Annotated in this window: 25 protein-coding genes; 18 read left to right on the forward strand and 7 right to left on the reverse strand. The window is 42.4% G+C overall.

Annotated features, from left to right (window positions below):
- Positions 1-8 precede the first annotated feature (8 nt).
- Positions 9-197 (forward strand): hypothetical protein, encoded by a 189-nt coding sequence (locus tag CF394_RS12590; protein WP_094944055.1) that lies wholly within the window; start codon positions 9-11, stop codon positions 195-197.
- 86 nt (positions 198-283) lie between these two features.
- On the opposite strand, the gene rpsD is transcribed toward CF394_RS12590, so the two are convergent.
- Positions 284-886 (reverse strand): 30S ribosomal protein S4, encoded by a 603-nt coding sequence (gene rpsD, locus CF394_RS12595; RefSeq protein WP_094944056.1) that lies wholly within the window; start codon positions 884-886, stop codon positions 284-286.
- Between the two features lie 337 nt (positions 887-1,223).
- Here rpsD and megL point away from each other — a divergent pair, with 337 nt between their 5' ends.
- Complete coding sequence (gene megL / locus CF394_RS12600; protein ID WP_094944058.1) at positions 1,224-2,420, forward strand: methionine gamma-lyase; 1,197 nt, start codon at positions 1,224-1,226, stop codon at positions 2,418-2,420.
- A 654-nt stretch (positions 2,421-3,074) separates the two neighbouring features.
- Here megL and CF394_RS12605 read toward each other — a convergent pair.
- Both CF394_RS12605 and hisJ read right to left on the reverse strand, forming a co-directional pair.
- Positions 3,075-3,554, reverse strand: coding sequence for a free L-methionine (R)-S-oxide reductase MsrC (locus tag CF394_RS12605; protein WP_094944059.1), 480 nt, complete (start codon positions 3,552-3,554; stop codon positions 3,075-3,077).
- A 9-nt stretch (positions 3,555-3,563) separates the two neighbouring features.
- On the reverse strand, positions 3,564-4,367 hold the full coding sequence (gene hisJ / locus CF394_RS12610; protein WP_094944061.1) for a histidinol-phosphatase HisJ: 804 nt from the start codon (positions 4,365-4,367) through the stop codon (positions 3,564-3,566).
- Positions 4,368-4,476: 109 nt separating this feature from the next.
- Here hisJ and ezrA point away from each other — a divergent pair, with 109 nt between their 5' ends.
- From ezrA to rarD, 5 genes are all read left to right on the forward strand, one after another.
- Positions 4,477-6,177 (forward strand): septation ring formation regulator EzrA, encoded by a 1,701-nt coding sequence (ezrA, locus tag CF394_RS12615; RefSeq protein ID WP_207761726.1) that lies wholly within the window; start codon positions 4,477-4,479, stop codon positions 6,175-6,177.
- A 52-nt stretch (positions 6,178-6,229) separates the two neighbouring features.
- Positions 6,230-7,372 (forward strand): cysteine desulfurase family protein, encoded by a 1,143-nt coding sequence (locus CF394_RS12620; RefSeq protein ID WP_094944062.1) that lies wholly within the window; start codon positions 6,230-6,232, stop codon positions 7,370-7,372.
- Positions 7,369-8,574 carry a tRNA uracil 4-sulfurtransferase ThiI gene (gene thiI, locus CF394_RS12625; protein ID WP_094944064.1) on the forward strand — a complete coding sequence of 402 codons (1,206 nt, stop codon included), beginning with the start codon at positions 7,369-7,371 and terminating at the stop codon, positions 8,572-8,574. The genes CF394_RS12620 and thiI overlap by 4 nt, the downstream gene beginning before the upstream one ends.
- 79 nt (positions 8,575-8,653) lie before the next feature.
- Positions 8,654-8,857 carry an alpha/beta-type small acid-soluble spore protein gene (locus tag CF394_RS12630; RefSeq protein ID WP_094944065.1) on the forward strand — a complete coding sequence of 68 codons (204 nt, stop codon included), beginning with the start codon at positions 8,654-8,656 and terminating at the stop codon, positions 8,855-8,857.
- A gap of 132 nt (positions 8,858-8,989) precedes the next feature.
- The gene (rarD, locus tag CF394_RS12635) at positions 8,990-9,889 is read left to right on the forward strand and encodes an EamA family transporter RarD (RefSeq protein WP_094944067.1); all 900 of its coding nucleotides are present in this window, start codon (positions 8,990-8,992) and stop codon (positions 9,887-9,889) included.
- Here the strand turns inward: rarD and CF394_RS12640 are convergent.
- On the reverse strand, positions 9,878-10,684 hold the full coding sequence (locus CF394_RS12640; RefSeq protein ID WP_094944068.1) for an NAD kinase: 807 nt from the start codon (positions 10,682-10,684) through the stop codon (positions 9,878-9,880). The two genes, rarD and CF394_RS12640, sit on opposite strands and share 12 nt — an antisense overlap.
- 109 nt (positions 10,685-10,793) lie before the next feature.
- Between CF394_RS12640 and sppA the strand changes: the two genes are divergently transcribed.
- From sppA to CF394_RS12665, 5 genes are read left to right on the forward strand one after another with little or no spacing between them, the layout of a single operon-like run.
- Positions 10,794-11,807 carry a signal peptide peptidase SppA gene (sppA, locus tag CF394_RS12645; protein ID WP_094944070.1) on the forward strand — a complete coding sequence of 338 codons (1,014 nt, stop codon included), beginning with the start codon at positions 10,794-10,796 and terminating at the stop codon, positions 11,805-11,807.
- Between the two features lie 11 nt (positions 11,808-11,818).
- Entirely contained in the window at positions 11,819-12,304 is a 486-nt protein-coding gene (locus tag CF394_RS12650) for an RDD family protein (protein ID WP_094944071.1), read from the forward strand.
- Between the two features lie 34 nt (positions 12,305-12,338).
- Positions 12,339-12,848: a thiol peroxidase gene (gene tpx, locus CF394_RS12655; protein ID WP_094944073.1), complete on the forward strand. Its 510-nt coding sequence runs from the start codon at positions 12,339-12,341 to the stop codon at positions 12,846-12,848.
- A 60-nt stretch (positions 12,849-12,908) separates the two neighbouring features.
- Positions 12,909-13,823: a class I SAM-dependent methyltransferase gene (locus tag CF394_RS12660; RefSeq protein WP_094944074.1), complete on the forward strand. Its 915-nt coding sequence runs from the start codon at positions 12,909-12,911 to the stop codon at positions 13,821-13,823.
- Between the two features lie 32 nt (positions 13,824-13,855).
- Positions 13,856-15,049, forward strand: a complete 1,194-nt coding sequence (locus CF394_RS12665; RefSeq protein WP_094944076.1) for an acetate kinase — start codon at positions 13,856-13,858, stop codon at positions 15,047-15,049.
- A 32-nt stretch (positions 15,050-15,081) separates the two neighbouring features.
- Here the strand turns inward: CF394_RS12665 and CF394_RS12670 are convergent, their stop codons facing one another.
- Positions 15,082-15,540 (reverse strand): universal stress protein, encoded by a 459-nt coding sequence (locus CF394_RS12670; protein ID WP_094944077.1) that lies wholly within the window; start codon positions 15,538-15,540, stop codon positions 15,082-15,084.
- Between the two features lie 169 nt (positions 15,541-15,709).
- On the opposite strand from CF394_RS12670, the gene ald reads away from it, so the two are divergent.
- Genes ald through CF394_RS12685 form a run of 3 tightly spaced genes read left to right on the forward strand, consistent with a single transcriptional unit; the run spans position 15,710 to position 17,550 of the window.
- Positions 15,710-16,831 carry an alanine dehydrogenase gene (gene ald, locus CF394_RS12675; protein WP_094944079.1) on the forward strand — a complete coding sequence of 374 codons (1,122 nt, stop codon included), beginning with the start codon at positions 15,710-15,712 and terminating at the stop codon, positions 16,829-16,831.
- 54 nt (positions 16,832-16,885) lie between these two features.
- Positions 16,886-17,233 (forward strand): fluoride efflux transporter FluC, encoded by a 348-nt coding sequence (locus CF394_RS12680; protein ID WP_094944080.1) that lies wholly within the window; start codon positions 16,886-16,888, stop codon positions 17,231-17,233.
- Entirely contained in the window at positions 17,230-17,550 is a 321-nt protein-coding gene (locus CF394_RS12685) for a fluoride efflux transporter FluC (RefSeq protein WP_165767559.1), read from the forward strand. Before CF394_RS12680 ends, CF394_RS12685 begins: the two co-directional genes overlap by 4 nt.
- Positions 17,551-17,732: 182 nt before the next feature.
- Here CF394_RS12685 and CF394_RS12690 read toward each other — a convergent pair whose 3' ends face one another.
- Positions 17,733-18,812 (reverse strand): M24 family metallopeptidase, encoded by a 1,080-nt coding sequence (locus tag CF394_RS12690; RefSeq protein WP_094944083.1) that lies wholly within the window; start codon positions 18,810-18,812, stop codon positions 17,733-17,735.
- A gap of 95 nt (positions 18,813-18,907) precedes the next feature.
- On the opposite strand from CF394_RS12690, the gene CF394_RS12695 reads away from it, so the two are divergent.
- Together CF394_RS12695 and CF394_RS12700 are read left to right on the forward strand one after the other, a co-directional pair.
- Complete coding sequence (locus tag CF394_RS12695; protein ID WP_094944085.1) at positions 18,908-19,585, forward strand: metal-dependent hydrolase; 678 nt, start codon at positions 18,908-18,910, stop codon at positions 19,583-19,585.
- Between the two features lie 17 nt (positions 19,586-19,602).
- Entirely contained in the window at positions 19,603-20,910 is a 1,308-nt protein-coding gene (locus tag CF394_RS12700; RefSeq protein ID WP_094944087.1) for a DRTGG domain-containing protein, read from the forward strand.
- Positions 20,911-21,126: 216 nt separating this feature from the next.
- Here the strand turns inward: CF394_RS12700 and CF394_RS12705 are convergent, their stop codons facing one another.
- The gene (locus CF394_RS12705; protein WP_094944088.1) at positions 21,127-21,438 is read right to left on the reverse strand and encodes a YtpI family protein; all 312 of its coding nucleotides are present in this window, start codon (positions 21,436-21,438) and stop codon (positions 21,127-21,129) included.
- A gap of 89 nt (positions 21,439-21,527) precedes the next feature.
- On the opposite strand from CF394_RS12705, the gene CF394_RS12710 reads away from it, so the two are divergent.
- The gene (locus CF394_RS12710; protein WP_094944090.1) at positions 21,528-22,454 is read left to right on the forward strand and encodes a DHH family phosphoesterase; all 927 of its coding nucleotides are present in this window, start codon (positions 21,528-21,530) and stop codon (positions 22,452-22,454) included.
- Positions 22,455-22,460: the final 6 nt, after the last annotated feature.

A 22,460-nucleotide genomic window follows, 5' to 3' on the forward strand; every position in this document is an offset into this window, starting at 1 on the left:
TAGCGGTAATGTCCCAATCAAAAATTTGTATAGTAAGTGTCGTTGATGATTTTTTCGTGATTTTAAATGAAAAAGAAACAAATGAGCGTATATTTATCCCTAAAGATAAATTTACAGTTAAGGCCAAGCCAGGGGATCAATTAGAGATCACACGTGATGAGCGTTTGAACGGCTATATTTTTAAAGAAATTATGTAACAAGAATACCCGTTCTCACTTAGGTGAGGGCGGGTTTTTTTAGTAGGCACAAAAAAACCTCCCATAAAGGGAGGCAGAAACGCAAATTAACGAGAGTAGAACTCAACGATAAGAGCTTCGTTGATTTCAGCAGATAATTCGCTACGCTCTGGAAGGCGAGTGAATTTACCAACTTTTTTGTCAGCGTCAAACTCTAAGTACTCAGGTACGAAGTTGTTTACTTCCATAGCTTCGTTAACAGCTGTAAGGTTTTGAGATTTTTCACGAAGTGAGATCTCTTGACCTGGTTTTACAAGGTATGAAGGAATGTCAACGCGTGCGCCATCGACCATAACGTGACCGTGGTTAACTAATTGACGAGCTCCACGACGAGTGCGAGCAAGACCTAAACGGTAAACTAAGTTATCTAGGCGAGTTTCAAGAAGGATCATGAAGTTTTCACCTTGTTTACCTTGAAGCTTAGCAGCTTTATTGAACAACGTTTTGAATTGACGCTCGTTCAAGCCATATGAATGGCGAAGCTTTTGCTTTTCTTGTAATTGTAAACCGTACTCAGACAATTTTTTGCGTTGGTTTGGACCGTGTTGCCCTGGAGCGTACGGACGTTTTTCTAATTCTTTACCTGTGCCGCTTAGAGAAATTCCAAGACGACGAGACAGTTTCCATGATGGACCTGTATAACGAGACATAGTAGTCTCCTCCTCTGTTGGTTTTATTTTGTTGTAAAATAAAAACCAATTGTATTCAGTCAAAAGGTTATTTTGTCATGATGTGATTTCGCCCATGCAGCCGAAGGGTTACATATCACTTCCACAAAGTCGTGGGACAAACTAACAGCTCTTGGCCATACAACTGCTGCGTTTATTTTACACAAAGGCCATTGTATAACATAGAAAGCCGTCTGTCAAGGGATGGACCTGTACATAGCACGGAACTGGTCTGACTTCTTTGGAATCCATTGCCAGAATAACAGAGTAAGAGCTACAATCATAATGAAAGCGTTTACATTATAAAGGGGTGCTTTACATGAAGAAGGATACGCGGTTGATTCATGAGGGGATGGATCCTAAACAACATCACGATAGCTTGACCGTGCCACTTTATCAAACATCGACGTACACATTCCACACAGCAGAGCAAGGACAACGCCGGTTTGCTGGAGAGGAGGCAGGCGGAATCTATTCAAGACTCGGGAATCCGACTGTAGAAGTACTCGAGAAGCGGATGATGGCTCTCGAAGAAGGTGGAGGGGCTTTAGCGTTTGGCTCAGGGATGGCAGCAGTAAGTACAATTCTCGTCCATTTAACAAAAGCGGGAGATCACATTCTTTGTTCAAAAGGTCTCTATGGTTGCACATTCGGTTTGCTTGGGATATTTGAAAACAAATACAACATTACACATTCCTTATCGGAACTGTCTACTCGCGACGAAATCGAACAAGCCATCACTGCTAATACGACAGTGATATATGTAGAATCACCAATCAATCCGACGATGGAGCTAGTTGATCTCCATCTTGTATGTGAGGTGGCTAAAGAGAGAGGGATTCGAGTTGTAGTGGACAATACATTTTGTTCGCCGTATCTTCAGCAGCCTCTCATCATCGGTGCAGACTTTGTCCTGCATAGTGCGACAAAATATTTAAACGGTCACGGGGATGTGATTGCCGGAATTTTAGTGGGAAAAGATGCGGACGAGATGCACCAGATCCGCATGTCGATTCAAAAAGATTATGGTGGCATCATTTCACCATTTGACGCATGGCTGATTTTGCGAGGATTGAAGACTCTTCATGTTCGTATGGAACGTCATGTGAAAAATGCAGAAAAGTTATTGGCTTATTTAAAGACTGAACCAAGCGTCACTAAAATTCTCTATCCATTTGATGACAATCATCCACATGCAGCAATTGCTAAGAAACAGATGCAAGCAGGTGGCGGTCTCATCTCATTTGTAGTTGATGGGGGAACAGAAGCGGCGCAGCGTTTCTTGAACCACTTAAAACTGATTCATGTAGCTGTCAGTCTTGGAGATGCGGAAACGTTGATTCAACACCCTGCTACGATGACACATTCTGTCGTTCCGGAAGCGGATCGAATTGCAATGGGAATCGATAACGGGATGCTCCGTCTGTCTGTGGGTCTTGAGGATCCGGAGGACATCATTGCAGATTTACAGCAAGCGTTCCAGAGTATTAAAACAAGCAGTATGGAAATGCTGTGACATGCGAGTGAATTAAAAAGGGAGTTTCTCGATTTGGTTCGAGAAACTCCCTTTTCTACGTTTTTTGTGTGCAGGGGAAGCGTTCCGCGGGCTGAGGTGAAATCGAGTTGCAGGCGTTAGAAATACATTCATAAATCATTCACTCCCTATGAGGCAAAGAACGCCTCACAGGGAGTGCCTGATTTCCGAAGCATTTCTGAGCGAACGCCTTCCACATCTAGAGAAGGTCTCAGCTTCCGCTTTTTATCCCGCTGGAGTCACCCCTACACACTCTAATGAAGTATGCTTTTCAATTCAACTTAGTAAGTGAAATAAAATAGTTAAGATTCAATTCTCACTATTTTTCGGGTCTGAGATACCATTTCCCAGGCTGTCAGAGGTTCTGCGAGACCCCGCAGGAGCCTGCGACGAGGAGACTTGCAGGTTCTCCCCTTGGAAATGGTTTCTCAGATCAAGTTTCTAGTTACTTAGTTTTCTTTACATTTGTCTTCCACATCTTAGATTTCTAGAACAGTGTTCTCCACATCTCCAGGAGAAATCGAGTTGCGAACGCCAGAAATCCCCATCAAAACCATTCACCCCAACAGAGGCAAAGAGCGCCTCAATTGGTGCGCCTGGTTTTGATGAAATTTCTAGAGTGGCCTTCTCCACATCTTAGAGATGCTTAACCAGGTGAGCCACAAATGTCTCTAGTCCTGCTTGATCTTGTTCAGTGAAACGGCCTTTTGAAGGACTGTCGATATCCAGTACCCCAATGACTTCTCCGTCTTTCACAAGAGGAATAACAATCTCTGAATTAGAAGCAGCGTCGCAAGCGATATGACCAGGGAATGCATGCACATCTTCAATGCGCTGTGTTTCATTCTTGGCAACAGCTGTTCCACAAACTCCTCGACCAACAGCAATACGCACACATGCTGGAAGACCTTGGAATGGACCAAGTACTAATTCCCCGTCTTCCATTAAATAAAAGCCAACCCAGTTCGTATCGTCTAAAAATTGATTTAACAGCGCAGATGCATTGCTTAAATTTGCAATCTGATTTGTTTCTCCATCAAGCAAGGCATCGAGTTGCTTAGCAAGTAGTGCATAGTTTTCTTCAAGTGAAGCGGAATACGCTTGTTTCGTAAACATGTTCATTCCTCATTTCTCAAATTCAGTAAAGTACTCTGAAAACTGGTGCAAGTCACCTACCGTGTGGGCATCCGAACCAAATACAAGTGGAATTCCTCGAGTCTTAGCAAGTCGCGCAATCTCAAGCGGCGGGTAGGGTTCCAGACAAAACGGTTTAGCCAGACCCGCACTGTTAAGATCTACTTCAAGACCAGCAGTTTGAATAGCATCTAGTATTTGTAGTAAGTGATGCTGATCGTTCGGTAAAGACGTTAACGTATGTTGGAACTTGCGCACTAACGAAAAATGACCGATACGCTTCGGTTTCCAGTTTCCAAGAGAAGATGTAACCGATTTTAGCACAGTAGAGTAGTAAAGTGAATAAAGCTGTTCGCTACTACCGAGTTGCTGAATTGTTTCTAAATAAAGCTCTTTAGAATAATCGATACATACATAACGGTCGTTTGGTAACTTTAAAAAATGGACAGATAAGATGCTGTCATCTAGTTCTGGGCCGTAGTGATCAAGAAACTGAGTCGTTTCTTCTTCAAATCCTTCTATAAAATCGACTTCCAAGCCTACTTGTAGTTGTATGTCTTTCGCATACTCCTGTTTAATGGACTTTACTGCTATTAAATAGGCCTCAAGTGTGGCAGGTGTCATCCCGCTGTCTTGTGTAGGGGTAGTGTCTACAAAAGAAGAGGGGAGGGGAGCATGTTCTGTAAACGTCATTTCTTTGATACCAAGTGCAATGGCCCGCTCTACATATTCCTTTAACGGATCTGAAGAACCATGGGGGCAGAATGGGGTATGAATATGAGCATCTCTCTTCATATTGAAAATCCTTTCAAAAAATAGTTACAATAGATTGAAACAATCTTAACATAACATGGTAAACTAGAAGAACAACAAGCTTGTGGGACAAAGGAACAGGGGGCTTATAATGGAATATCTTATCCCAATACTCATAGTGATCCTGGTGGCGATTGTTCTAATTCTTGTATTTAGAAGGAAGCACAACGCCATTATAAGTGATTTAGACCAACAAAAACTACAGATTCAGCATAAGCCGATTCTCGAAGAAATGACTAAAGTAAAACAGCTAAACATGAACGGTCAGACAGAAGAAATGTTTGAACGGTGGCGCAACCTTTGGAACGAAGTGATGGATCACGATATTCCAGAAGTCGATTCTCTGCTCTTTGATGCAGAAGAATTCGTCGACAAAATGCGTTTTGGGAAAGCATCGCAAACAGAACAGCTGATTAAAGAACGTCTACATACTGCTGAACAGAAGATGAATTCCATTTTAGAAGAATTACATAACCTGATTGGTAGCGAGGAAAAGAACCGGATTGAAATGGAGCAGATTAACGAACAATATCGTGCCGCTCGTAAAAATGTCCTGGCTCATCAATATTCATTCGGAGAAGCTTTACCAGCTTTAGAGCAAGAACTCGAAAGCTTCCAACCAGAAATGAACGAATACAATGAATTGACGGCAAAAGGAAATTATATGAGTGCACGTGAAGTAGTGATGCGTCTGCGTGAAAAAGGAGATCAATTATTCCCGAAACTCCATGACATCCCTACTTTGTTCTCAGAAGTTTCTACAAAAATTCCAGCTACTCTCCATGAACTCCGAACAGGGAAAAATGAGATGGAATCTCAAGGGTACTTCTTAGATCATCTAGAATTAACACCTAAGCTCGAGGGAATCGAAGCAGAACTGGTGACTCTAAAAGAAGAGATTGCCAAACTATCTGTTGGCCCAGTAAAGCGACGTGTAGAAGAAATCAAAGATGAGCTTGAAACGGTTTATGATGTGTTAGAAAAAGAAGTTAAAGCAAGAGCTTATGTCGACCAACAGCATCTTGTCATCGCTGAGAAACTGGATGATACTAAAAAGCAGACGCTTGCAGCTCAAGAAGAAGCGAACTACATTAAACAAAGCTATCACTTAACAGACGAGCAATTATCTGTTCCTGTGAAATGTTTAGAAAAGTTGACAGCAGCAGAATCGAAGATGACGTGGGTTCAAACTCGTTTAAGCGAAGAAACATCTGCCTATTCTTCTATAGAAGAAGAATTGCGTTCTTTAGAACAGGTAATTGGAGAGCAAGACGAAATCCAAAGTGAGTTCCACAACAAGTTGAAGAACTTGCGCATCGATGAGAATAGCTCACGGGCGAAAATTGTCGAACTTAAGCGAACTTTGCATGTGACGGAGCGTAGCCTTCATAAAGCCAATCTTCCTGGTGTACCAGAAGAAATCGATGTTCGATTTGAAGAAGCAGAAGAAAACATCTTTGTCGTAGAACAGAACTTACAAGAAGTTCCTTTAAATATGGCAACTGTCGATGCTAACATGAAAAAAGCAGAAGGTGCCGTTCAAGAAGCGGTAGCAAAGGCTGAGGAAATGTTAGAAAACGCGTTACTTGTAGAGCGAATCATCCAGTATGGAAACCGCTACCGGACGACGAACACTGCAGTCAATGTGAAATTACTAGAAGCGGAGCATGCTTTCCGCCAAAAACGCTATACAAAAGCACTGGAAGAAGCGGGGATTGCTGTTGAGCAAGCTGAGCCAGGCGCATTGAAAAAGATTCAAAAGATGATGAAAGAACAGCAATGGAATCATTAAAAGCTGCCGTTTCGGCAGCTTTTTGTTATGGTAGGAAAAAGAGGTGAACGGAATGATTTATTTAGATAATAGTGCTACAACAAAGCCAGATCCATCCGTCCTAGAGTCTTTCGCAAAAGTGAATGAGAGTTATTGGTTCAACCCAGCATCCATTCATGCACTCGGAGATCAAGCCAACCGATTATTAGAAACAGCTCGAGGTCAAATTGCAGAACTACTTAAGACTCAAGCGAAATCTGTCATCTTTACTTCAGGAGGAACAGAGGGGACCAATTTTGTAGTTCGTCAAACTGCTAAAGCTCGAAAGGCCATTGGAACGCATATTTTGATTTCAAAGGTAGAGCATCCAGCAGGAATCGAAGTAGGGAATCTTTTGTCAGATGAGGGATTTGAAGTCGAGTGGCTTGAGGTAGACAACACGGGAGCAGTTCAACTAGAGGACTTAAAAAAGAAAATTCGACGCACGACCACAGTCGTCTCGATCCAGCATGTCAATAATGAAATTGGAACAATTCAACCGCTTCAGGAATGCTTAGAAATTATCCGTTCCAATTCCCGAGCCATTGTTCACGTCGATGCGGTACAAAGCTATGGGAAACTACCTGTCGATTTTGACAATTTGCCTGTAGATTGGCTGACGCTTTCTGGTCACAAGTTTCACGGGATTAAAGGAAGCGGTGTAGCAGTTTGTTCGAAGCAAATCGACTTAGAGGCGCTGATTGTGGGTGGCGGCCAAGAGTTTGGTCTTCGCAGTGGTACGGCGCCTGTAGCACAAGCTGTCGCACTGGCAAAAGCGATGCGCCTCGCTCATCAAGATCAACAAATGGTTCATAAAAAGTTACTACTACTCCAACAAGAACTTCTTCATTTCTCTAACCTACATCCACTCGTAACGGTGTTGACACCTAAAATTGCTGCGCCTCATATCGTTACGCTCGCGGTGAAAGGTGTTACGGGAGAAGTGCTTGTCAATGCATTAGAAAAACATCAAATCTATGTGTCTACTAGTAGTGCATGTTCGTCTAAGAAAAAATCGACCAGCCATGTTCTACAGGCAATGAAAGTTCCAAATGAGTTGATAGATGGCGTCATTCGGATTAGTATGGGTAAAGACACGACCGAGCAGGACATAAACGCGTTTATAAAAACGTTTGAAATGATCCTCGGGCAATTAGAAAGGAATTTGCAATCATGAAGTGGGATCGTATACTCGTTCGCTACGGCGAACTTTCAACTAAAGGAAGAAACAGACGTCAATTTACCAATCGATTACGCGACAATATTCGCTTTTCGTTTGAAGACGTTCCAACATTAAAGCTTCAAGCAGAAAGAGACCGCATGTTTTTAACGACTGAAACGGACCAGGACATGGAGACGTTACTTTCAAGACTTCCAGCAGTATTTGGAATTCAGTCCTTCAGCCCGGTTGCAAAAACTGAGAAGACCATCGACGCTATGGCAGCTACAACGATTGCCATTTTAAGTGAACTTGAAACTTCAGGGAAGACATGTAAAGTGACAGTCAAACGTTCTGATAAGAGCTTTCCTCATGAAACGAATGAAGTTCAACATTTAGTCGCAAGTCAAGTGCTTCGTCACTTTGAAGGGCTGACAGCTAAAATGAAGCATCCGGATTACAACATCAAAATTGAAATTTTACAAGATGCTGCTTACATTTCAGCACAAACTATTCTTGGTGCAGGTGGCATGCCAGTTGGATCAAATGGACGATCTCTTTTGATGCTTTCTGGAGGGATTGATAGCCCAGTTGCAGGTTATATGATGCTAAAGCGCGGAGTGCGACTTGATGCAATTCATTTTCACAGTCCGCCATATACAAGTGAGCGTTCTTTAGATAAAGTAAAACAGCTCGCGGAAAAACTCAGTCATTTTGGTGCAACGGTCCGCCTTCATGTCATTCCGTTCACGGAAATCCAAGAAGTGATTCAACAACAGATTCCTAAAAATGTTTCCATGACGACGACAAGACGCATGATGTTGAAAATTGCAGATCTTGTACGTGAAGACATAGGCGCATTAGCCATCGTTACAGGCGAAAGTCTCGGGCAAGTAGCGAGTCAAACTTTGGAGTCGTTAACTGCAATAAATGAAGTGACGGCAACACCTGTCTTGCGTCCACTAATTGCTGAAGATAAAACAACTATTATTCAGCTTGCTCAGGAAATTGGAACGTATGAGACATCCATCTTACCATTTGAAGATTGCTGTACGATCTTTGTGCCGAGTTCACCAAAGACAAAGCCAAAACTTGAGAAAGTAACGTTCTATGAGAGCTTCGAAAGTTTTGACAGCTATGTCGAAAAAGCGGTTGAGACTAGAGAAGTGTTCCGCTTTCCAGAGAAGAAACAGCAAGAGTCTTTCGACGATTTATTATAAAAGAAAAAGTTTCCTGCTTGTGCAATGTATGAAAAAGCCGTTTCGGTTCATTCTATCTGCACAAGGAGGTGACACACACATGGCAAACAACAACTCAAACAAGCTTGCGGTACCTGGTGTAAAACGAGCGCTTGATCAAATGAAGTATGAGATCGCTCAAGAGTTTGGCGTACAATTAGGTGCTGATGCCACTTCACGTGCTAACGGTTCTGTTGGTGGAGAAATCACGAAACGTCTTGTACAAATGGCAGAGCAACAATTGAACAACGGTCGCCAGCAATAACTACAAAATCCGAAAGTCCTCTTTAAAGAGGGTTTTCGGATTTTCCCTTTTTTTCTGAAAGATTTACTTTAGCGTATCAGAGTGATACACTGATAGCATTATTTCGAAACTAAAAATAAATAGAGGTACATGATGACAACAGAACAAAAAGGAATCAGCCAAGTATTTTTAGCGTATCTGCTTTGGGGGTTAATGCCGATCTATTGGAAGACGGTGCAGCATATTACAAGTGACGAGATCCTGTCTAGTCGTATTGTATGGTCATTCATCTTTACGCTGCTGTTGATTACGGTAATGCGAGACATTCCAAAGCTACGTAAAGACCTGCACAGTCTTTGGAGTGACAAAAAAGCGTTTTTCAGTCTGATGCTTGCATCGTATTTAATCACAGCCAACTGGTTTACGTTTATTTTTGCGGTGAACAACGGGGAACTTGTACAGACGAGCTTAGGCTACTATATCAATCCGTTAATTTCCGTGATGCTCGGAATTGTGTTCTTAGGAGAGAAGCTGAGTGACGCACAAAAAGCCGCAGTAGGTATTGCTGCAGCCGGAGTTTTGATTTTAACCATTACATATGGACAACTGCCATGGATTTCTTTAGTACTTGCAGGAAGCTTCGCATTTTATGGGTTGATTAAGAAGCAAGCTAAAGTAGGCGCCATCACAGGTCTTGCGATTGAAACATTCTTTGTCTTGCCGTTTGCATTCGCTTATATGGTGTATCTGTTCACGCAAGACTCGTTACAGTTCATCGACAGTTCAATCGTCACGATGCTATTACTTATGCTGTCAGGTGTTGCTACGGCATTACCGCTCCTTCTTTATGCAAGCGGTACAAAATCTATCCCGCTCTACTTATCAGGATTCATCCAGTACATAGCGCCGACAATCATGTTGATTTTAGGAGTAGCTTTATACAATGAACCGTTCTCAAACATGGAATGGACAGGATTCAGTTTTATCTGGGTCGCTCTTGGTCTATTCTCCATATCGAAGTTTATACAGATAAAACGCTCATTACAAGAATGAGCGTTTTACTTTTTCCCAGTAACTATTGTCTTTTAATTTTACGGTCTTCACAACACGTTCGCTCAGGCGAATGTCAATCGTGTTGACATGTTGAATGCTCAGCGCTTCATTGTCTGTCGACATGGTAGGATAATCGTTCCAGTCGTCATGAAGCTCTAATCGAAGCGTCCGGTTGCCACTCAGGATAAAAGGAGATCCGAGTGAACGGTACTCATTATTGTTCATAGAAGCTACTTCAGTCACTTGGAAACAAGGCATCTGTGGATCAACGACAGCGCCACCTAATGATTTGTTATATGCGGAGCTACCTGTTGGAGTGGAGATGACAATTCCGTCTCCACGGTACGTCTCAAAGTGGATATCGTCAATTTTTACATCCATCGCTATTGTTTTCATGATGTTAGAGCGAATAGAAAATTCGTTTAAACAATAAAATTGTGGTTCTTCGTTAACGGATACCTCGATTACTGGATATTTCCTTACTTCTACACGGTCTTGTAAAATAGCAGTCGCCATATCTGGAAAATGAAGATCTTCTAGTAAGAAGTCACAGTACATAGCTAATGAACCTGAAGTGGAGATTCCTGCATACAGGACATCTTGACGGAATCCCGTCTTACGAACGGCTTGCAAGAAGCTGCCATCTGTACCTACGCTAACAATAATAGAAGCCTCTTCAGGTGACGTGACGACCTCTAGTCCTTGAGCATCGATTGCTGTTCCAAGTTCTTCCCGCAATTGTTGGGAAGCACGGTCGTTTTTAGCATAAATATATAGTGCGTTTCTTTTTTTCACGCATTCAGTCTCCTTTCGTCCACTTCTCTAAAATCAATTTTACATCGGATGAAACATTTCTGCATGTTTTACGTAAAGAATAAAGAATACATATCAAGGAGGAGTCATTATGAACATCAAACGCTGGGTAGCGTTAGGAATTGCAACACTGTTAGTGGCGGTATCCATCATCGTCAACTCGGTTTCGGCTGCACTTTCCACAGACTGGACATCTTGGTTAGAAGACTATGAATCCACGATGTTAGAAACAATGGGAAGTACAGTTATTGAATCAGGAGATGTATCTGAACGAATTGTCGTGCTTCGAGTAGAGGGCGTTATTCAAGATACGGGGGCTGCATCTAGCCTGTTTGCAACAGAAGGCTATAACCATAGTTTCTTCTTACAACAATTAGAGGAAGCGAAGAACGATCCGACTGTAAAAGGAATCGTGTTAGCAGTTGATTCACCAGGTGGTGGTGTGGTTGAGTCCGCTGAAATCTACAAAGATTTGATGAAAATCAAAGACGAGACAGATAAGCCGATTTACGTTTCCATGGGAGGTATGGCTGCTTCAGGTGGCTATTACATCGCAGCACCAGCAGACAAAATCTTCGTCATGAAAGAGACGATGACTGGTTCAATTGGAGTAATCTTACAAAGTGTCAACTACGGTGACCTTGCTGAAAAGTATGGAGTAGAATTTGTAACGATTAAGACCGGTCCTTATAAAGATATTTTGAGTCCTTCACGTGACATGCTTCCAGAAGAGGAAGAAATGTTACAGGATATGATTAACGATTCGTATGAAGAGTTTGTCCGTATTATTGCAGAAGGACGCGGCATGTCAGAAGAAGAAGTACGTAAAGTGGCTGACGGACGAATCTTAAATGGCCGTCAAGCAATCGAAGCGAACTTAGCAGATGATTATGGATTTGAAGAAGATGTCATCGCCGCTATGAAAGAAGATTTAGATATTCCAGGAGCAGAAGTATTTGAGTATTCACAAGAGCAGTCGTTAAGCTCATTATTTGGAGTGAAAGCTCAGTCGTTCTTAGGTCTCGATATTGAGACACAAGTCATTTCGAAATTAATCACTGACAATCAAGCACCTCGTATGATGTACTTATACGGTGAACAATAAGGAGGCGCCATATGAATACGCATTATGAACATAAATTTGCAGGGTTCTGGATTCGGTTTTGGGCGTACCTACTTGATTTGCTGATCATCGCTAGTTTCGGCTGGTTGGTCATCAAACCATTGTTCCGACTGTTCAATCTCGATTTACAAAGTACGACGTGGTATGCACCAATAACTATTTTATCCGTCATCGTGTTCTACGGATATTTCACGCTAATGACGTATTTCTTACAGCAGACGTTAGGCAAAATGATTCTAGGCATCCGTGTGGTCACGTTGTCTCAGCAGAAGCCAAGTTTTGGAACTGTGTTCTTCCGCGAGACAGTTGGACGAATTTTGTCGGTCATTCCGTTCAATCTTCCGTATCTGATTGTCGGATTTACACCTAAAAAACAAGCGGTACACGATTTTATTGCGGATACAGTAGTGATTCATGAACAAGATTTTTATCAAGTCCAAACACCGAATCAGTTGCACCAACCGAATGTCGTACAGTAAGATGAAAACAGATTGAAAAGGAGGCGGTTGTCTAGTGGCACATGTAACATTTAAAGGAAACCCAATGACATTACCAGGTACTGAGGTAAAAGTAGGAGACAAAGCACCCGATTTCAAAGTGCTTGCAAATGATTTATCTGAAGTCACACTTGCTGATTCTAAAGGTAAAGTACGTTTGATCAGTGTTGTACCTTCTCTGGATACAGGAGTTTGTTCAACACAAACAAACAAATTTAATAGTGAAGCAGCAAGCATGGGAGACAATGTGGAAATCTTAACGATTTCGAATGACCTACCATTCGCGCAAAAACGCTGGTGTGGAGCTAACGAAGTGGACGCTGTCCGCACGTTGTCTGATCACCGTGATCTTTCATTCGGTGAAGCATATGGGGTTACAATGAAAGAGTTACGTTTACTTGCGCGTTCCATCTTTGTTGTAGATGCGAACGATACAGTAACATATGTCGAGTACGTACCTGAGGGTACAGATCACCCCGATTATGAAAAAGCAATTGAAGCAGTGAAACAAGCTGCATCTAACTAAGAGAACATGCCCACTTCTATGAAGTGGGCATCTTTTCGGTTAGAAGAAAAGGAGTCAGGCATGAACGTAGTAGAACAGATATTTACACAATTAAATGAAGCGGCCGAGCAGATTGAACTTTCAGGACAAGGGACGTATCTGGAAGGCGTGGTTTTCGGATTAGAGCGCTGGTTAGTTAGCGGCACTGATTTTGTCGATGTGGAAGCGACGAAAGAAGAAAAGCGCCGAGCTATCCAACTCGCGATTTTGAAAGGGATGCGCAAGTCTGCACAACCCAATCACCAAATGACTCCAGATGCACTTGGAATGCTCGTCGCATTTTTAGTTCGAGAATTAGTTGAAGGGGAGAAAGATGTTCGGTTATTCGACCCTGCAGTTGGTACAGGAAATCTGATGTTTACAGTTGCTAACTATTTAGGCTCACAAGAAGTCGAGTTGTTCGGAAGTGAAATTGATGAATTGCTGATTCAGCTTGCTTCACAGACGGCGGAATTATTGAATCAACCAATTGAACTGTTCCTTCAAGACTCGCTTAGACCGTTACTCTTAGATCCAGTAGACATGGTGATCAGCGACTTACCAATCGGATACTATCCGGATGATGAGCATGCCGAAACTTTTGAACTGCGAGGAAACCAACAACACGCTTACGCACATCATTTGTTTATCGAACAGAGTATGAACTATGTGAAAGATGGGGGAGCCTTGATCATATTAGCTCCTGCAACGCTTTTCTCTTCTCCAGAAGCGCAAAATCTCCACACGTATATTTCAAAACATGGGCGACTTGAAGCGGTCCTGCAACTTCCAAAAGAAGTGTTCAAATCCGAACAGACTGCCAAAGCGCTTCTCGTCATTCGAAAAGACGAGCACAAGGCATTGCCTAAAAAAGATGTGCTTTTAGCTCAAGTTCCTTCCTTATCTAATAAAAAGAGTATGGAGTTGTTCTTTGAAAAAGTGCGTCAGTGGAAGTAAAATGAAAGAAATGTTATTGAGAGGAAGATCGTATGCATAACATTCTTGCTATCAATGCAGGTAGCTCCAGTCTGAAATTCCAGCTAGTCCGAATGCCTGAAGAAGAAATTGCAGCTAAAGGGTTGATTGAGCGAATTGGTTTGTCAGACGCCTATATCACAGTAACTGTTGATGACAATAAAGTGAAAAAATTAGCGGACATCCCCAATCACGAAGTAGCGGTTCAGTTACTTATGGACTCCCTACTCGAGACGGGCGTTATTCAGTCTCTACACGATATCCATGGAATCGGTCACCGTGTAGTCCATGGTGGAGAAGTGTACAGTGATTCTGTGGAAATTACAGATGAGATTATTGATAAGCTGATTGATTTGTCTGAACTAGCGCCACTGCACAACCCAGCTAACATCACGGGAATTCAAAGCTTCAAAAAAGCACTTCCTGACATCCCTGCTGTAGCTGTATTCGATACGGCTTTTCATCAGACGATGCCGGAGAGCTCCTTTTTATATTCGATTCCGTATTCGTATTATGAGAACTATGGAATTCGTAAATATGGCTTCCACGGGACATCTCATAAATTCGTGGCACAGCGAGCAGCTGAACTATTGAATCGTCCGATTGAAACGACTCGATTTATTTCTTGTCACTTAGGAAACGGAGCGAGTATTGCTGCAATTCAGTACGGGAAGTCAATCGATACTTCTATGGGCTTTACACCGCTTGCTGGTGTAACGATGGGGACTCGTTCCGGAAACATCGATCCTGCATTGATTCCGTTTTTGATGGAGAAAACGGATAAGAGTGCGGAAGAAGTTCTCGATGTTTTAAACAAAAAATCTGGGATGCTTGGAGTTTCCGGTTTCTCCAGTGACCTGCGTGATATTGAGCTGGAAGTGGAGAAAGGGAATGAACGGGCGCAACTAGCGCTTGATGTGTTTGCGAACCGGATCCATAAATACATCGGTTCCTATGCAGCTAGAATGAATGGAGTCGATGCTATCATCTTTACGGCGGGAATCGGAGAGAACAGCTCTGTCATCCGTGCAAAGGTTTTAGAGGGACTTCAATTTATGGGAGTCTATATGGACCCGGAGCTTAACGCTCAGATTGGAAAAGAAACACCAATCAATTATCCACATTCTCCAGTGAAAGTATTAGTGATTCCTACAAATGAAGAAATTATGATTGTTCGTGACACGGTTCGTGTTGCAGGACTGAACTAAAAAAGACTTGGCGGCCGCCAAGTCTTTTTCTCTTACTCTTCTTCTGCTGGAGCATCTGTACGAACAACCAACACATCACATTTAGCTGAACGAACAATATTCTCAGATACACTACCAATTAAGAAACGTTCTACAGTATTAAGTCCAGTAGCCCCTACGATAATCAGATCTGCATTGACCTTATTTGCCAGATCTTTAGAAATCATCGTCTTCGGTGAGCCATACTCCACCATCACATGAACATTAGACACACCGTGCTTTTCAGCCTCTTGCTTATAGCCTGCAAGCAGTTCTTCAGCAAAGTTCTGTGCGCGTTCTGCGATTGAACGATCATATGCTTCAATTGCAGCGAATGAGCGAGTATCAATAATGTTTGCTAGGTGAAGTGTTGCATTATTACGGGAAGCAATCGCCACCGATTTTCTGAAGGCAAGCTCTGCTTCTTTGGATCCATCTACTGCTACTAGAATTTCCTTGTACGTCAATGTCATCTGAAACTCCTCCTTAAAAATGAATTCATCTATACCTTTCGACAATAGATTTCAAAACTCCTCTTTTTATTTGTGAACAATCTGAGTCACTTATAAAAAAATAATTAAAGCTTTTTTTTATACAATTTGCTAAAATGGATTTGATTTGAAGAAAGGGAGGCAGTTTAAAATGAAAATTGGCGTTCCATCAGAAGTAAAAAACAACGAAAATCGTGTTGCCATGACACCAGCGGGAGTTGTATCTCTTGTTACAAATGGCCACGAAGTATATATCCAGTCAGGCGCAGGTCTTGGTTCTAGTTTTACAGACGAAGACTACAAACAAGCAGGGGCTCACATCGTAGAGACAGCTCAAGAAGCTTGGCAACAAGAAATGGTGATGAAAGTAAAAGAACCGGTTTCTTCTGAATATGAATTGATTCAACCAAACCAAGTTCTGTTTACATACCTTCACTTGGCTCCAGAACCAGAATTGACAAAAGTATTATTAGATAAAAAAGTTACAGCGATTGCATACGAGACAGTTCAATTGCCAAATAACTCACTTCCACTATTAACTCCAATGAGTGAAGTAGCAGGGCGTATGGCAACTCAATTAGGTGCTCAATACCTTGAAAAAATCAACGGTGGTAAAGGGATTCTACTTGGAGGAGTACCGGGTGTTGAACGTGCTAACGTAACGGTTATCGGTGGTGGTATCGCAGGTACAAATGCTGCGAAAATGGCAGTTGGCCTTGGTGCAAACGTAACTATCATCGATTTAAGCCCAGAGCGTCTTCGTCAACTTGACGAAATGTTCGGAGCAACTGTACACACATTGATTTCAAATCCATACAATATTGCAGAGTCTGTAAAAAATGCGGATTTAGTAATCGGAGCAGTTCTAATTCCAGGTGCTAAAGCACCAAAATTAGTAACAGAAGAAATGATTAAATCCATGTCACCTGGCTCTGTAGTGATTGATATCGCGATCGACCAAGGTGGGATCTTCGAAACATCGGACCGCATCACAACTCATGATGAGCCAACATATATCAAACACGGTGTTGTACACTATGCAGTTGCAAACATGCCGGGTGCCGTTCCACGTACATCAACAATTGCTTTGACAAACACGACGGTTCCTTATGCAGTGCAAATTGCAAACAAAGGATACAAGCAAGCATGTTTAGATAACACGTCTTTATTAAAAGGTTTGAATACATTAAACGGAGTCTGTGTTTACAAAGCAGTAGCAGATGCTCAAGGCATCGAATACCGCGATGTGAACGATGTATTAGCAGTCGTTTGATAAGGAAAAAAGCTGATTCTTTAGAATCGGCTTTTCTTTTTAAGGGGGGATTGTATGAGAGAGGTCATGATAGGTGGAGCACTTGGAGCCGTATTTCGAGCCCTCCTTGCTACCTTACTTCCGTTTAGTTTATGGGGACTGCCCCTCGCTACTTTACTAGCTAACTGGGTGGGGAGTGCTGCAATTGGGTATGTCTCTTTATTGACACTTTCCCCTGGCTGGAAACGGTTTTGGATGACAGGGATTTTTGGTGGTTTTACGACGATGTCGTTATTTAGTTTTGAATCGTTGACTTTGATTGAAGAAGGCAATCTTTTCGTCTGGTTCTTCTATTCATTTTTGACTCTAGTTGGAAGCACGGTTATTGTCCGTTGGATTCGGCTGAAGGGGGCGGTAGCGTGATCTGGTTATGGGTTTCACTTGGTGGAGCTTTAGGTGCCGCTGGCCGCTACTTTCTCAGTAAGTTAAATGGAAAGCTTCCGTACGGGACGTTCATAGCGAACTTTATTGCTAGTTTGCTAATTGGCTACTTGATTCCTTCTCTTCAACAAGGGAACTTCAGTGCCTTTTTAATTATTGGAATATGCGGGGCTTTAAGTACAGTCTCGACATTTGCACTTGAAGCGGCCACATCTACAAAACCGATTCGTTATATACTAGCTACTTGGCTAGCGACTTTACTGGCTGTTGGAGCGGGCTATTTACTGGCAATCATATAGCTCAAAAAAAGGCATCTTCTCTTCAATGAGAAAATGCCCTTTATTCAATTATGTCATGTGTAGGGGAAGCGTTCCGCGGGCGCGGGCTGAGCCTCGGTCTCAGCTTCCGCTTTTAATCCCGCTGGAGTCACCCCTACACACTTTGTAAATGTAGTAAGTTAAATTAAACGAAATGAAATGAATTACAGTACTATTAGATCTTTCGTAAATTTCGTCAAGACTTCCACTCCATCTGCAGTAACCACTACATCATCCTCGATGCGGACGCCTGTTACTTCTGGGTGATAAATACCTGGCTCGATTGTAAAGACCATACCTTCGCGAAGAGCCATCTCATTTTCGCCATGGATAGAAGGGAACTCATGAACTGAAATTCCTAAACCATGTCCTAAGCGATGAGTGAAATACTCCCCATACCCGGCATCTTCAATCACATCACGAGCCGCTTTATCTAAGTCTTTAGCAAGAACTCCAGGACGAACTAGAGCAACAGCTGTTTCTTCTGCTTTTTTTACAGTTTCATAGATTTTGCGCTGATCTTCACTAGGCTCCCCAAATGCTACTGTTCGTGTAATATCCGAGCAATATCCATTTACGATAACTCCTAAATCGAACAACACAAAATCACCTTTTTGAATTTTGCGGTTACCTGGGGTTCCGTGAGGAGAAGCAGTTTTCAACCCACTCAGAACCATCGTACTGAATGACATACCATCTGCACCTTCTGCTTTTACAGCCGTTTCGACCTCAGAAAGAATTTCCATCTCCGTTCTTCCTTCTGCAATCGCTTTGCAGCCCACTTCAATTGCAAAATCAGCAAGTGCTGCTGCTTTTCGAAGTTCAACAAGTTCTTCAGGTGTCTTTAGTAAACGCATCTCCGTGATTGTCTCGTCGATAGAGGAGAAAGTAGCACCTGTGATGCGTGACTCTAAAAATTCTAAACGCTCTACAGTCATGTGACTCTTTTCTATTGCAAGTTTTGCAACAGGTACAGTAAAGGAAGCTACTAGCTTGTCCCAAGCGTTTTCTGTATCCACGTGTCCGATAATGTTTCCTGAGAAGTGTTCTTTCGCATCCGGCACTTCCATTTGAGGACAGATTAAGAAAGACTGCCCATTTGCAGGGACAAATACACCAAGCAGACGTTCGTGTGGGTTGCTTCGGAATCCAGTGAAATAAAACACGTTATCCGGATGCGTGATGAAAGCAGCATCGAAGTTTTGTTGTTGCAAATGAGTTTGCAGTGTAGCAAGTTTTGACATACTCGAAACCCTCCTAAGTGTTTGACTATCCATTCCTCATCCTAACATAGTAGAATACAAGTTAGCAGTAAAATCTGAGAAATGGAGTGATGGCAATGAAAGTGAGCTACCATGGACATTCTGTTGTAAAAATTGAAACAGGTGACTTCACCATTTTAATTGATCCTTTTATTTCGGGGAACGGACAGACAGATTTACAGGTTGGAGACGTCAAACCGACGCATATCGTTCTAACCCATGGGCATAATGATCATGTAGGAGATACGGTTCAACTCGCGAAAGAGCACGACTCGTTAGTGATTGCTACGTTTGAACTTGCAGATTATCTGGAGTCCCAAGGAGCTAAAACACACGGTATGGGCATCGGTGGCGGACGGAAATTTGACTTCGGTCATGTAAAATTTACACAAGCGTTCCATAGTTCATCGTTTACAGACGAAGAAGGGACAGTGCACTATACAGGAATGCCTGCTGGAGTTGTGTTAACAATTGAAGACACAACGATTTATCATGCAGGAGATACCGGGCTGTTTAGCGATATGAAGTTGATTGGAGAGCAGGGGATTGATATTGCCTTCTTGCCAATTGGAGACAATTTTACAATGGGCCCACGTGATGCAGCTCGTGCAGTAGAGTTCATCGAACCAAGAATAGTGGTGCCAATACATTACAATACGTTCCCGCCAATTGAACAAGATCCTGAACACTTCAAATCCCTTGTCCACAGTGCAGACGTACAAATTTTAAAAGCAGGCGAAGAAGTACAGAATTAGACGGGGCGTGAAAGCAAGTGTCGACCAAGCATGAACAAATTTTAAGTTATATCGAATCGTTGCCTATTGGAAATAAGATATCTGTCCGTCAAATTGCAAAAGATCTGACAGTTAGTGAAGGAACCGCTTACCGAGCTATCAAAGAAGCGGAAAACAGACGGTTAGTTTCTACGATAGAACGAGTGGGTACGATTCGTATTGAAGTAAAACGAAAAGAAAACTTTGAGCGTCTGACATTTGCAGAAGTCGTCAATATTGTAGATGGACTGGTCCTCGGCGGAAAGTCAGGCTTACATAAATCGCTGAGCAAGTTTGTCATTGGCGCCATGCAAGTAGATGACATGATGCGTTATGTCGATCCAGGCAATCTGTTGATTGTCGGAAACCGCTACAAAGTGCATGAACACGCTTTAAAAGCAGGAGCTGCCGTTTTAGTGACAGGTGGGTTTGATGTTCCAGAATCCTCCAAGCGATTAGCAGATGAACTTGAATTGCCTCTAATCTCCACAAGCTATGACACATTTACGGTTGCTACCATGATCAACCGGGCTATAGATGATCAATTGATTAAAAAAGACGTTTTATTGATTGAGGACATCTATATTCCAAAAGAGAAGACAGCTTATTTAACTACAAGAGATACAGTGATGCGCTATAGAGAACTGAATTCGGAAACGAATCACGGCGGCTATCCAGTCGTAGATCAAAAAGAGACAGTAGTCGGTGTCGTGACGGCACGTGACGTCATGGATGCGGATAGTGAGGATTCGATTGAAAAGGTTATGACCAAGCAACCAATCGTCATTACATTAACGACGAGCGTTGCAGCAGCGAGTCACCGCATGGTCTGGGAAAGCATTGATCTGCTTCCGGTTGTTAATGAGGCGAACAAGCTTCAAGGTATCATCAGTCGGGAAGATGTCCTAAAAGCACTACAAGCTTCTTCTCGACAACCGCAGAACGGAGAGACGATTGATGATTTGATCAAATCACAGTTATCGCCTTCATCTGATGATAAGTCTGTCATCGGATTCACAGTTACACCACAAATGACGAACCATTTCGGAACGATGTCTTACGGAGCGTTTACTACGGTGCTTTCTGAAGCAGGTTCTCAAGCATTGCGGACAAGACGGCGAGTGGAAAGTGTCGTGGAGAATATGACGATCTACCATACAAAGCCAGTACCTCTTGAAGCGCATATCAAGCTCATGCCGAAAGTGTTGGATTTTAGCAGACGTATGGCAAAAGTAGATGTGGAAGCCTACAATGACAAACATCTTGTCGGCAAAGCATTGATTACCTATCAGATATTCGACCATTAAATGTTAGATGTGTAGAACGCCGCTCTAGAAATTTCATCAAAACCAGGCGCCCCAATTGAGGCGCTCTTTGCCTCGGTTGGGGTGAATGGTTTTGATGTGGATTTCTGGCGTTCGCAACTCGATTACTAGTAGATGTGAAGAACGCTAACTATAAAGATAAGGGAGTTTCTCATTTACGAGAAACTCCCTTATCTGTGTTGAGGACTATTTCTTTTTTCATTCAGGGACCTGGTTTAAATCCCATTCCTCTTGTACAAACTTTCCATAATGTTTTGATGCCTTATAATTGTAGACAGCCATATAACCACCAAGCAACAAGAAAATCGCTGATATGATGTACGTGATGGTATCCGGGAATAAAAACAAGTAATTCAAACCGAATAAGAAAACAAATACACCTAAACAAATGCCACTTTTCGCCGAGTACCATTTCTTGCGAATTGGTAAATCTGTACGAAATTGTTTTGTTTTAAAATAAAAATACCATACAATAGAGATAATAATCCCAATAGCTAAAATCGAATTCATTTGGTTCCCTCCACACACTTTCTTCTATTAGTGTACCGACTTTTTATAGAAAATGCGACAGTGGAGCTACCGTTACAGGAGGAATACTGATGCACCGTCAAATACTGGACAAAATTAAGGCCTATCCAAAAATCGTCATACACCGACACGTAAGGCCTGATCCCGATGCATATGGTTCCTCGATTGGGTTGATGATGCTCTTAAAGCACAACTATCCCGAAAAAGAAATCTATGTAACAGGAAAACATGACTTCACACTCGACTATTTGGCAAAACCGATGGTTGTCTCGGATGCAGCGTTCGAAGGTGCCTTGATTATTGTTACGGATACGGCAAATACAGATCGTATCGATGATCAGCGCTATACAAAAGGAGAGTATCTGATCAAGATTGATCATCATCCAAATGAAGATCCTTATGGAGACATTGTCTATGTAGATACTACTGCAAGTTCAGCAAGCGAAATCATCTACTCTTTATTTTTAACGGGTGCTGAAGAAGAGGACTGGACACTCCCTGACCAAGCAGCGCGTCTTTTATATGCAGGCATCGTAGGAGACACAGGTCGATTTATGTTCTCAAGCACATCTTTGAAGACAATGACTTATGCAGGAGAATTGATGGCATATGACTTTGACCGAGGCGAGTTATTCAATGCTATGTATGAAGTATCTCCAAACGTACTGAAATTAAAAGGGTACGTCTACGAAAACTTCGTCATGAAAAACGGAATTGGACACGTCAAGATGACAAAGGCTCTTCTCGCGGATTATGGAGTCAGTCAATCAGAAGCCTCTCTATTAGTGAGTGCATTGGCAGATGTTCAAGGAATGCGCGCCTGGGTGTTCTTTATTGAAGACGAGGAGAGCATCCGTGTTCGACTTCGCTCTAAAGGCCCGGTTATTAACGAAATTGCGAAAAAATACAATGGCGGAGGACATCCTCTTGCATCTGGAGCTACTATCTACAAGTGGCATGAAGTAGATGATGTTATGGGAGATATGTATAAACTTTAAGGAGGT

It is taken from the genome of Tetzosporium hominis, assembly GCF_002265435.1.
In the GTDB taxonomy this organism is placed as follows: Bacteria; Bacillota; Bacilli; order Bacillales_A; family Planococcaceae; genus Chryseomicrobium; species Chryseomicrobium hominis.